This is a genomic window from Allotamlana fucoidanivorans, from assembly GCF_006265225.1.
GTDB lineage: Bacteria > Bacteroidota > Bacteroidia > Flavobacteriales > Flavobacteriaceae > Allotamlana > Allotamlana fucoidanivorans.
The window spans coordinates 98080-110569 of record NZ_VDCS01000001.1; the positions used below are offsets into that span (position 1 = coordinate 98080).

The window sequence follows — 12490 nt, forward strand, 5'->3', positions numbered from 1 at the left end:
GGCATATTTAGTTACATAATAACTGTAAAGTCAAGCTATTATTATAATTGCTTGGTAAAAATAAGCATCTTTTTGAATTAAGCTATAAAATGAAACTTGTTTTGAACTCAGATTAACCAGTAAAATGTGCTTCAAGTTCTTTTAAAGTGGCTTCACTTGTTACTAAATCTTTTGCAATTTCACCTTTATCAAGCACAACAATTCTTTCGCAAACATCTGTAACATGAAGCAAATCATGACTTGATACTAACACAGTAACTCCTTGTTTTTCGGCAAGATTTTTTATAATGCTTTTTAAGCGAATTTGTGTTGTTGGATCTAAATTGGCAAAAGGTTCATCCAGAATAATGACCTCTGGATTTCCAATAAGGGCTGCTACAATTCCCACTTTCTTTTGGTTTCCTTTGCTTAAATCACGTAAATATTTTTTCTGATTTAAAATTTCATCATGAAAAAAATCTTTAAACTGCGAAATTAAGGCATCAACATCAGCTTTATTTTGCCCTCGCAACTCTCCAATAAAATAAAAGTATTCTTCAGGGGTTAAATAACCTATTAAAAAACTTTCATCAATAAAAGCAGACGTGAAGGGTTTCCAGTCTTCACTTTTATCTACTTGAACACCATTGTTTTTAATATGACCTTTGGAAGGCTGAATTAAATCTAGCAACAAGCTAAAAAAAGTGGTTTTACCAGCGCCATTATTACCAACTAGACCAAAACTTTGCCCTTTAGGAATTTCTAAGGATTCGATATTTAAAACCTGCTTGCTGTTATATGTTTTTGAAAGATTTGTTGAGATAATCATAGTCTTAATTATTTTGTTTGTAAGCTGCCAGTGTTTTATACTTTTCAGACTTATATACTTTTTCAATGACATTAAACACCTTGTTTTTAAATAAAAACCCAGCAACGCCACATATAGCAACCAAGGCAAACCCAAACGTCTCACCCAGTGTAAAATGTCCGATAGCATAAAGCACCATAGGCAAAACAAGTTTTGGCAGTGTTAATAGCAATGTTTTAGCGTTAAATGCTTTTTTGTCTCCAAAAGCCTTTCTGTTTGATGTCAAGTCTATAGGCGTTTTAATATAAGCCCCTCCCCAGAGCACAATATGCGAATTCACACCAATATTGTAAATAGCACCAACAAGTATAGCTGCGTATGCTTGCCATCCGAAATATAGATAAAACACAGATAAAATTGTTGAAATAATAGTTGCTATAACCATCAAATACCATTTAGAAGAAATGTATGCTTTATACCTGATGTTTTGACTCATCATTAACGGATAATAAGCACTATCCCAACTGGGCACAAACTGACCAAAGCTAAATAAAAATCCACCTGACACAAAAATGCCAGCAAAAATTCTCCAAAAAGGTCCTTTATAAGCTTCTATGGAGTTTGTAAAAAACATTAAACCATAAAACAAAAAGAGGGCACTCATCAACAACGTGGTTTTCGATCGCTTGTTTCTTTTAAGTAATCTGATATCGTTCTTTAAAAACGTTGAAACACTACCAAACCTATTAAGCCAAGCAAAATCTTCACTCTTTACGACCTCTATTTTCTTTGACAACCCACCATCTAAATAAAAATGGTTTCTAAAATATTTGAAAGCGATTTTGTATAATAAAACCAATACTATGAATGGAGTTAGGGCTAAATACGGAACATCATAAAACGATTGAAAAACGGGTGCCGTAAACAAGGTAACATCAAATAATTCATAATAAAGCAAGAGACCAAAAACAATAATCACTCCCAACACAGCATAAAACACAACATCTTTACTATTAACAAATACATTAATGAAATTATTACAAAAAACAAGTGCCATAATGGCCATAAACCATCCTAAGACACTAAAAATTGGATAGCCCTCTATGAGCAAAACAACTGAAAAGGGTATAAATAAAAACGCGTGTACTATATTAAAAAAAGACAGCATTGTTTTATTTAAGGCAAAATGTATAACCTTAGCTTTCTTAATTGGTAAATACAGTAATGGCCTTATATTAACAATAGGCATCTTTTGAAGAAAGTATCTAAACACCAAATCGAAAACCACATAAAACACCAAAAAATCATTAAAAACAACTATAGGATCTTTATGAAACTTATCTCTAATAATAAAAAAGACCCCAAACCCGAGCAATAAAAAAGTTACAATCATCCACAGTGCTCCAAAGCCTAAAAGTATTTTAAAAAATAAATTAGTTTTAAGTGAAGGCGATCTAAAAAATGCTTTCCACTCTAAACTTATAAAATGCTTAATCATAACCATAAGGTGATTTGAAACCCTCTATATTAATACTATTGATACTTTTGCGCAATAGCCTGCACCTTCATGCCCCAAGATTGTCCAAAAGCCATAGCTTTTTGAGTAAGTTCTACTTGTTTACTAGCCAGTTTTTTTCCTAAATCGGTCTTATAAAAGTTTATAAGTTGTGTTATCTCGGCAGCGGTAAACTCAGCCATATACAAATCGGCCATCTGATTATATAGTGGCTCTAGTGTACCATTGGCTTCGTTGGTATAAGCTTCTTTGTTGGTCTCAGGAACCATAGCTCCAATTTGAGCAATGGCCTTTTCAAAAGCTTTTGCAGCACCAGTAATTTTTATAAATTCAACTGTTTCTTTTTTAAACCCAGAATTATCCTGAGCATAAAAAGTTGACGAAAGCGCTATGGTAAACAAACAGATTAGTAGGTTTTTTTTCATGTGAAACTATTTATTAATTAAGATTTTTATTGTGACACCATAATGTTTGTACAAAACTAAATGACTTTGTTACAGCACCCTATGCTTTCTGTGTTTTTTTCTTTAAAAATACAACCTAGAATTAGCGAAACCTAGGATTAACCAAAGCACGCATGGTTTTAATATATTGCTCAAGTTCGGCTAACTTCTTTACAGTTTCTTTGGTGCCAGATTCTGTAAGTTGATAATACTTTCTTATTCTATTTCCTATTTTAATGACTTTTACCTCTAAAAGGCCTTGCGCCGTCATTTTATGAAGTGATGGATACAACGCTCCTTCGGTTAACCTGAGCTCTCCATGGGTTAATTCATCTACTCTTTGTACAATTTCATAGCCATACATGGTGTCGTGCTCATTAAGAAGCTTTAAAATAATAGTAGCAAGACTTCCTCTATACAAATGGGCATTATTCATCTTAATCAAATATACATAAAAATATTATGCATAATATTTTTATGTATTATTTTTTCATATTAAACTATTCTATTTTTAACGGCTTCACTATTTTTGCTTAAAATCATTTTATATGTCATCATTTCACACACTTTCAGTTAAAAATATCCATAGAGAAACAGACAAAGCCGTTAGTATCTCATTTAATATTCCTGACAATCTGAAAGATGCTTTCGCGTTTCAAGCTGGACAATACATTACGCTAAAAACAGAACTTGATGGCAAAGAAATTAGAAGGGACTATTCTCTGTGCGTATCCCCAAAAAGTGGTGACATAAAAGTTGCAGTAAAAGCGGTAAAAGATGGCACCTTTTCAGCCTATGCTAATAGCTCTCTTAAACCTGGTGACACCATAGAAGTTGCACCACCAAAAGGACGTTTTATCTTTGAACCAAACGATAAAAAAACTAAGAATATAGCTTTATTTGCAGCAGGAAGCGGCATTACACCCATACTAAGTATTATTAAATGTGCTTTAGAGGAGGAATTTCACAGCAAGGTTATTTTGGTTTATGGTAATAAAACGACTCACGATACCATGTTTTTACAGGAACTTTTAGAACTTCAACACAACTACAAAGATCGCTTTTCTATTCAATTTGTATTTAGCCAAGAAGATGAAGACGACGCTATTTTTGGTAGAATTGAAAAAAGTACCGTTAATTATGTTATGAAGAATGAACATAAGCACGTTGAGGTTGATGCCTATTATTTATGTGGTCCTGAAGGTATGATACATACGGTTAAAGATGTTTTAGCAGATCATAACATTGATGAAAGCCGTATTCATTTTGAACTTTTTAAAGCCGCCAAAGTTGATGAAGTTGAAGACGTGGCTGTACCATCGGGAAAAACCCAAGTTACCGTAACTGTGGATGATGAAACCACTACGTTTGAAATGTCGCAAACACAAACCTTATTAGAAGCCGCTTTAGATGAGGACATTGATGCACCCTATTCCTGTCAAGGCGGTATTTGCAGCAGCTGTTTAGCACGCATTAAAGAAGGCGAAGCAACCATGCGACAAAATAATATTTTAACAAATAGTGAGGTTGCCGAAGGCTTAATTTTAACCTGTCAAGCGCACCCAACCACAGCTAGCATCACTATTGACTTTGATGATGTGTAATATCTTCTTTTTATATTAAGATATCCTAGAAGCCCTTATAAAACATAACCATTCTTGGAACAAGCCATCTCCCTAAATTCTACAATTATTTTGGGTTAAAACGCGTGTTATTTTTTTGCACTTACAAAAATACCTTTTTATAAGATTTTACTTCGCTTAAATACTTCCACCAGCCAAGGGTACGCCTGATTCATAAAGGATTTATCAATTTGTTACATGGATTTGACAATATGTTGCATCTATGAATTTATATCAATGTTAAGTTTGTGTTAATAGATTTATTAACTAAAACTAAACATTTGATGCTTATGAAATCAAGCAAATTACTCAAACTAAAATTCAAACATCAGCTATTGATGTTGTTTATGGCACTACTCACTGGTACCACCATGGTGAGTGCCCAAGAATTGACCATCAACGGTACGGTGGTAGACGAATCTGGCGTACCCTTGGCTGGTGCAAATATTGTAGAAAAAAACACGACACATGGCGCCCAAACCGACTTTGATGGTAACTTCTCACTAAAAACCTCTAGTAATGCGGTGCTAGTGGTAAGTTATTTTGTAAGCTTCCCCAAAAATCAAACTACTTTTAAAACGAAAAAATGAATAATTTTGGAAAAACTAACAGTTCTATTTAGGGGAAGTCGACAACTGGATTCAATACAGGATCCTATTTTTCTAAATGTTTTAAAAACCAATTTGGTCTGCTGCCTAGTGAATACTTAAAAAAGAACAAATCATCTGATAAGAAAAATGAAATTATTCTTGATAAATAATCTGCACATCAACCGTACAGTGTTAAAACTAATAGCATATTGCATTGTTTCCATGTGCATGGGCTATACATCATGGGCTTACCAATTACAAACAAACTCCAATAAAAGACCCAATATTATACTCATCATGTTAGATGATTTGGGTTATGAATGTGTTGGTGCCTATGGCGGCACATCATATAAAACACCAAACATAGATCAATTGGCAAAAACAGGCATGTTGTTTATTCAAGCCTATGCACAGCCTCTATGTACCAATACCCGTGTAAAATTAATGACGGGTAAATACAACTACCGTAATTGGACAGCCTTTGGAATTTTGAATCCAGATCAAAAAACCTTTGGGCATTTAATGCAAGACGCTGGTTACGCCACCTGTATAGCAGGTAAATGGCAGCTGCAAAGTTACGACCCTGTAAGCTATCCTGGTTCAGAATTTAGAAGAGGAACCGGTATGCAAGTGGAGCATGCTGGCTTTGACGCATACTGTTTATGGCATACGGGGCATACCGAAAATAAAGGGTCTCGCTATGCCAATCCAACCATATTACAAAATGGTACATTTTTATCAGACACAACAAACAAATATGGTCCAGATATTTTTTCAGATTTTATAAATGACTTTATTAATAAACAAAAAGGAAAACCTTTTTTTGTGTATTACCCCATGGCCTTAACGCATGACCCATTTACACCTACACCCCAAAGTAAAGCATGGAGTACTCCAGAGAAACGATTACAGAAAGACACCACTAACTTTAAAGACATGGTGGCTTATGCAGATAAGATTATTGGAAAAATAATCACAAACTTAGAAAAACAAGGGCTTAGAGATAACACTTTGGTTATGGTGTATTCTGATAATGGAACGCACCAAACCATTTTTTCAAAAGCAAACCAACAATATATTCAAGGTGGAAAAGGACTAACTATAGAAACAGGTATAAAAGTGCCCTTTATAGCCAACTGGCCAGGACATATTCAAAAAGAACAAACAGCTGAGATATTAATTGATGCTATAGATTTTTTACCGACAATGCTTGATGTGGCTGGTAAAAAAATACCTGAAGACTTTATTACAGACGGTCAAAGTTTCTACCCTACCTTAAAAGGAGAGTCCTCAAATAGGCGCGATTGGGTTTATATGAATTACAATCCTAAGCCTGGTGCAGGTAAAGACCATATTAATCCAGCCGAATTTGTACTGAATAAAACATACAAGCTTTATGGTGATGGTCGGTTTTATAATGTTGAAAAAGACAAACAAGAATTAAAACCTTTAAATACTTTTACTTTAAATCAGCATACAAAAAAAGTTAAACAACGTTTTGAAACTATTATAGATTCCCTCAAAAAATACCCTACCTATGGAAGTATTGAACGTTTAGATCCTGCTTTTGATTCAATAGTTTCAATACATGCTCGCATTGATTTGGTGGCTAAAGGATTTAATTGGGCCGAAGGTCCTGTTTGGCTTCCAAAAGAACAAACATTGTTATTTACAGATGTTCCAGAAAATAAGGTGTACCAATGGAATGATTTAAAAGGATTAAACCTTTACTTAAATCCCTCGGGTTATACAGGTCCTGATATTAACCCATGGCCTAGAGGAGGTAAAGGCGCCAATGGATTGGGTGTTGATGCTGAAGGGAATCTAATACTATGCCAGCAAGGAGACCGTGTTATAAGTAAATTAATCAGCTTGAAAGATTCGTTAACACCTAAATATGAACCTTTCATTACAAATTATAATGGAAAAAAATTCAATTCACCCAATGATTTAACCTTTGACTCACAAGGAAACATTTACTTCACCGATCCTACATACGGACTTAAAGACGCTAAAAGCGATCTAGGATTTAGTGGCGTATTTTTTTACTCAAAGAAAGATAGCACTGTCATTCTTTTAGATAGAGATATAAAATTCCCAAATGGAGTGGCCATTTCTCATGATAACAAGACCCTATATGTTGGCGACTCCAATACGAGTTTTCCAAAAATATTTGCCTTTGATATTCTTGCTCCCGGTAAATTAGTTAGTAAAAGGATTCTATTTGATGTTACCGAACTTCGTGAAAAAAGCCTGAGCAAGCAATGCCCAGATGGTATTAAACTAGACAAAAACGGGAATCTCTTTTTTGCTGGCCCAGATGGCGTTCTTATTGTCACACCTAAAGGCAAACATTTAGGCACTATCAAAACAAATAAAGCAACCGGTAATTGTGAATTTAGTGAAGATGGTAGATTTCTATTTATTGTTTCAGATGATTTATTGCTACGAGTGAACCTTAAGCCTTATGCTAAATAATAGCATCCTGAATGATTAACTTGCAATAAGCGAACATTTTTATTTCGGTATTAACATTTTTATATTGTAAAATATACTAAATTGGTAAAATAATACCAGTTGAAGGTAATATATAACAACTACTAAACCTGTTTTTTATTTTTTTTTATCCAAAGCAATAAGAGGTGTTTTACAAATAGAAAATGAACTACACCAATTTTATATTTGAAACTAGTTTTTTTTTTGAATATTAAACCCTACAATAAAAATTAAAAAAATTATTTTAAAACTTTCATTATCAGTTTTTTACATAAATAAAAACTACAAAAAAATATTTTTACACAAAATTTATATCTGTTTTTTTGTCATAAAATTTATTTTTACCTATAAAAATTAAAATCACATTACTATATTTAGACCCTTAAACTCACTAATTTATTAACAATTAAACTAAAACTAAACAATTATGAAAAAACAAATTACTCTGTTTTTGAGACGTAGCTTCTTGCTTGGAGCGCTTCTCATGTTTATGAGTTTTCATCATGCAAATGCACAACAAACCATTAATGGAACTGTTGTTGACGAAGCTGGTGTTGGCATCCCTGGCGCAAACGTTATCGTAAAGGGAACAACTACTGGATCTGTCACCGATTTTGATGGAAATTTCAGTATTTCAGCATCAGCTTCTGATGTTCTAGAAATCTCTTTCATTGGCTACGTTACCCAATCTATTACGGTTGGCAACCAAACTAAAATCAACGTAACCCTTATTGAAGATGCGGCAGAACTTGACGAAGTGGTTGTTATTGGATATGGTACTGCTAAAAAAAGTGACCTCACAGGAGCTGTTTCTCAGGTTTCTGCTAAATCATTTGAAAAGCAACCATTAACCCGTGTTGAAGACGCTTTATCAGGTAGAGCTGCTGGTGTAACGGTATCAAGACAAGGTGGTGCTCCTGGTGCAGCCATTAAAGTTAGGGTTCGTGGAGTAAACTCTATTAATCAAGATAACAGTCCATTAGTAGTTATTGATGGTATTATTGGCGGAGATTTAAGCACCATAAACCCAAATGACATTGCTTCTATGGATGTATTAAAAGATGCATCCGCAACAGCTATCTATGGATCGAGAGGTGCTAACGGGGTAATTATGGTAACCACGAAGAAAGGTAAAGGGAAATCTAAAATAGATGTAGATTATTTTACCACAATATCTTCTGTTCCAGAATACCTTCCTACGCTAAATGCAGCAAATTTTGCAAGAATTGAGAACAGCAGACGTGTTCGTGTTGGTGGTTCACCAATATTTTCAGATTCTGAAATCAGTGATTTAGCGGCAAGCGGCGGAACAGACTATCAAAGAGAACTTTTTCAAACAGGTCTTTCTAATAACGTTCAATTATCTGCAAGCGGATCAGAAGGGAAAATCAACTATTTCCTTTCAGGAAATTACGTAAATGAAGAAGGAATTGTAAAAAGTACAGGTTTTGAAAGATATTCGGTTCGTGCGAATGTAAACTCAAATATAGCCGATAATTTTAAAATCGGTTTAAATGTATTCGCAACTAGAGCCAATACCAAAAATGACATTACAGCCTTAAATCGTTTTCAAGGTAGTTTAGTTGTGAAAGCATTGACATGGGATCCTACAACACCTATATTTGATGAAAACGGACAATATAACAGATTTTCAACTCGATCATTAGCATCACTTAATCAAAATCCAATCGAGGACATTAACACCACTGACAGAAATAGCATCAACGATAGACTAAACGTTAATTTTAACTTGAATTGGGATATCAACGACGCCTTTAACTACACTTTACTGGCCGGTGCTTCAACCATCAATAATGCCACAGAATCATATGTGTTAGACCACCCATTAAACGATGTTAGTTTTGGCAATGCCAAAAACACAACGCACCAGGTGAGTAACATTTTAACTTGGCATCAATTATTTGCTGATAAACATGATGTAAAAGTAACAGGTGTTTATGAGTTTTCTGGTTTTGAAAGCAGATGGAATGCTTATAATGGTAATGACTTATCACTTCCTTTAGGGTTTTATTTAGGAGAACTTGCTGCTGCAAGAAATTTTAATAACAATTACTCTAAATCAGCCTTAGAGTCCATAATGGGTAGAGCCGAATACATATACAATGATGTATTCTTTTTAACTGGTACAGTTCGTTCTGATTCATCATCTAAATTTAGATCCGGAAAAAGAAATGGTGTTTTTCCTTCAGTATCGGCAAGATATAACTTTTCTAATATGTTAGGTGAAGGAGACACTTTTACAGGTTTGAGTCTTAGAGCAGGCTGGGGACAAGTGGGTAATGAAAACATTGCTCCTTACACTACTTTCCCAACAGTTACAATAAATAGCACCTATGCTTTTGACGGTGCCAATGTACAGCCTGGATCTGCCCCAGATGGATATGGCAATCCAGATTTAACTTGGGAAACTACTACACAAACCAATGTGGGTGTTGATCTAGGTCTTTTCAATGGTAGAGCAAACTTATCATTAGACTATTATGTTAAAAACACTGAAGATTTATTACTAGATGTTCCGGTACCTGACACAAATGGAGGAGGGTTTATTAAACAAAATTTAGGAGAAATAGAGAATAAAGGTTTTGATATTTCTTTAAACGGAACCATTATTCAAAATGATAATTTTAACTGGAACTCAGTATTCACTTTCTCATATGTAAAAAACAAAGTAATCGATTTAGGTGATGTTGATGAAATTCAAGGCTCTTTTGAAAGTGTTGATGGTCAGCAAAGAAGATGGAATAGAATTCAGGTAGGCGAGCCTATTGGTCAATTTTGGGGAGCTACTTTCTTAGGCACTTGGAAATCTACCGACAATATTCCTGTTAATGAAACTGGTGAACCTATTGCCATCCCTGGAGATGCTAAATATCTGTTAGATGATGACAACAATTTGGTTTTTGGTGTTATTGGTAATGGTACACCAAATACTTTTTGGGGATTCAACAACACACTTACATATAAAAACTGGGATTTTAATGTGTTTTTCCAAGGCGTTCATGGATTTGACGTGTTAAATGCCGTTCAAGGGATTATAGTTGGTAATACAGGAAACCAGAGAAGTTTCTTAGCTGCAGATCAAGTGAACCAATGGACCGCAACAAATGAAACTGACATTCCAGCTGGTGGACGTAATGAAATTGGCTCTACAAGATTTGTTGAAAAGGGAGATTTTATTCGATTAAGCAATTTATCTATAGGTTATACATTTAATGATCTTTTTAGTACAATTGACTATTTGAAACTTTATGCATCTGGTCAAAACCTTTTCTTAATCACCGATTACACAGGTTATGATCCAGAACACACCTCAAGACCAGCAAATAATGCAGGTAATGTTGATGTAGCTGCCGGTATCAATGTAGGAGCTTATCCAAATCCTCGTACATTTTCTTTAGGTGTTAAATTTGGATTTTAAAAGAATTGTTTAAAAAAATAAAAATTATAAATAATATGAAAAACATTGAATTTTTCAGATATATTAAAGTAAAAGCACTATCTATATTGGTTCTTTTATTGGTAATCTCCGTTCAGAATTGTGCTGATTTGGAAGAAGACCCTACCATTTCAAGGTTAGCACCTGGTCAATATACCCTTCAGGAGGAATTAGAACTCGGTGTAACTGGAATTTATTCTAGACTAAGAAATGCATCACAATGGTCAACTTTTTTTGTAAATGGTTGGTCTGGTGATGACATCACAACCCATAGAGTAAGTAACAAAGCTGATTTTCGAGAGTTTGATCAACGCGTTGTAGCACCTACTAATGGAAGAATCGCGTCCAACTGGCGTGATATTTATGCCATGGTAAGAGCTGCCAATAATGCCCTTGAAAGTGCTGCTGGTTTAAATTTACCTGATCAAGATGCACAAGATAGATTAATTGGTGAAGTGCACTTCCTTAGAGGTGTTATGTTTTTTCATCTAACCAGAATACATGGAACTATACCCCTTCCTTTAACCTCAATACCCGATTTTAACATTGGTCTTTCAACTCAAGAAGAAGTATACCAGCAAATAGAATCTGACTTACTTCGAGCAGAAGAATTATTACCTGCTAAATACCCTGATGTACAAAAAGGTGCTCCTAGACCAAATTCTGGATCTGCACGTGCTATGTTAGCGCGCTTATACCTAGACTGGGCTGGATTTCCAGAAAAAAATACATCAAAATATGCAGAAGCTGCCTCTAGTGCTAAAAAAGTCATGGATAATGCGGGAGCTCATGGTTTTGGTTTAGTGGAAGACTTAAATGACTTATGGACATTAGAAAACAGATTTAACGATGAAAGTATTTGGACCATTGCCTATAACAGAGCAAATGGATTGAATAACCGTAAATTTGGTAAGCTAGGAAACCCTTCAGATGTTGGTGGTTGGCAAGAAACTTTTGCCGAAATTAAATTTTATGAAGATTTTCCTGAAGGAGCACGTAAAGATGCCACCTACAGATCTGATGGTGTTTGGGGAGATTGGGAAAACTTTACCGATCAAGCTACCCCTGTATTCACTAAAATTGTAGGCCCTCCAGGAGATATCTCATTAGATGATTTTAATACAGACAGAAATGATTTCTACATGAGATATGCCGAAGTATTACTAATCTATGCTGAAGCTTCTGGGCGTTCAGGAAATGTAACCACTGAAGCTTGGGAAGCCTTAAACAAAATAAGAAGAAGAGCTGCTGGTCTTCCATATAATACTCCAGATCCTTCGGTTGATGTGACTAGCGGTGACATTGCTGAACTAGCCTTCACAGAACGTAAATGGGAATTTGCCGGTGAATGGATTAGATGGAATGACTTAGTACGTATGGAGCGTGTAAAAGAAGCTTTATCTGATAGAGATCCGCAAAGTTCTTTTAACTCAGATGGTGAATTATTAGACGTTCAAAATCCAATTTTAGGATCATTAGAAACCAGCAACTATTTTGCTCCAATACCGCAAAATGAAGTTGACTTAAATCCTAATCTTAAAAAATAAGTTTCTCAAATAGTTAGTTTTTAAAACGGTAA

At 34.7% G+C, this 12490-nt stretch carries 9 protein-coding genes; 5 read left to right on the forward strand and 4 right to left on the reverse strand.

The window, feature by feature from the left end:
* Positions 1-112: 112 nt before the first annotated feature.
* From FGF67_RS00420 to FGF67_RS00435, 4 genes are all read right to left on the reverse strand, one after another.
* A complete protein-coding gene (locus FGF67_RS00420) occupies positions 113-808 on the reverse strand; it encodes an ABC transporter ATP-binding protein (RefSeq protein WP_139694488.1) in 696 nt (231 codons plus the stop codon).
* Between the two features lie 4 nt (positions 809-812).
* Positions 813-2285 carry a DUF5687 family protein gene (locus FGF67_RS00425; protein ID WP_139694489.1) on the reverse strand — a complete coding sequence of 491 codons (1473 nt, stop codon included), beginning with the start codon at positions 2283-2285 and terminating at the stop codon, positions 813-815.
* A gap of 35 nt (positions 2286-2320) precedes the next feature.
* Positions 2321-2728, reverse strand: a complete 408-nt coding sequence (locus FGF67_RS00430; RefSeq protein WP_139694490.1) for a DUF2059 domain-containing protein — start codon at positions 2726-2728, stop codon at positions 2321-2323.
* Between the two features lie 121 nt (positions 2729-2849).
* Complete coding sequence (locus FGF67_RS00435) at positions 2850-3182, reverse strand: PadR family transcriptional regulator (RefSeq protein ID WP_139694491.1); 333 nt, start codon at positions 3180-3182, stop codon at positions 2850-2852.
* 112 nt (positions 3183-3294) lie between these two features.
* Here FGF67_RS00435 and FGF67_RS00440 point away from each other — a divergent pair, with 112 nt between their 5' ends.
* The 5 genes from FGF67_RS00440 to FGF67_RS00460 all read left to right on the forward strand — a co-directional run bounded on the left by FGF67_RS00440 (position 3295) and on the right by FGF67_RS00460 (position 12458).
* The gene (locus tag FGF67_RS00440) at positions 3295-4350 is read left to right on the forward strand and encodes a ferredoxin--NADP reductase (RefSeq protein ID WP_139694492.1); all 1056 of its coding nucleotides are present in this window, start codon (positions 3295-3297) and stop codon (positions 4348-4350) included.
* Positions 4351-4658: 308 nt separating this feature from the next.
* Positions 4659-4958: a carboxypeptidase-like regulatory domain-containing protein gene (locus FGF67_RS00445; protein WP_233243971.1), complete on the forward strand. Its 300-nt coding sequence runs from the start codon at positions 4659-4661 to the stop codon at positions 4956-4958.
* Positions 4959-5105: 147 nt separating this feature from the next.
* Complete coding sequence (locus FGF67_RS00450; protein ID WP_139694494.1) at positions 5106-7436, forward strand: sulfatase-like hydrolase/transferase; 2331 nt, start codon at positions 5106-5108, stop codon at positions 7434-7436.
* 445 nt (positions 7437-7881) lie between these two features.
* Complete coding sequence (locus FGF67_RS00455) at positions 7882-10893, forward strand: SusC/RagA family TonB-linked outer membrane protein (RefSeq protein WP_139694495.1); 3012 nt, start codon at positions 7882-7884, stop codon at positions 10891-10893.
* 35 nt (positions 10894-10928) lie between these two features.
* Positions 10929-12458, forward strand: coding sequence for a RagB/SusD family nutrient uptake outer membrane protein (locus FGF67_RS00460; RefSeq protein ID WP_139694496.1), 1530 nt, complete (start codon positions 10929-10931; stop codon positions 12456-12458).
* Positions 12459-12490 lie beyond the last annotated feature (32 nt).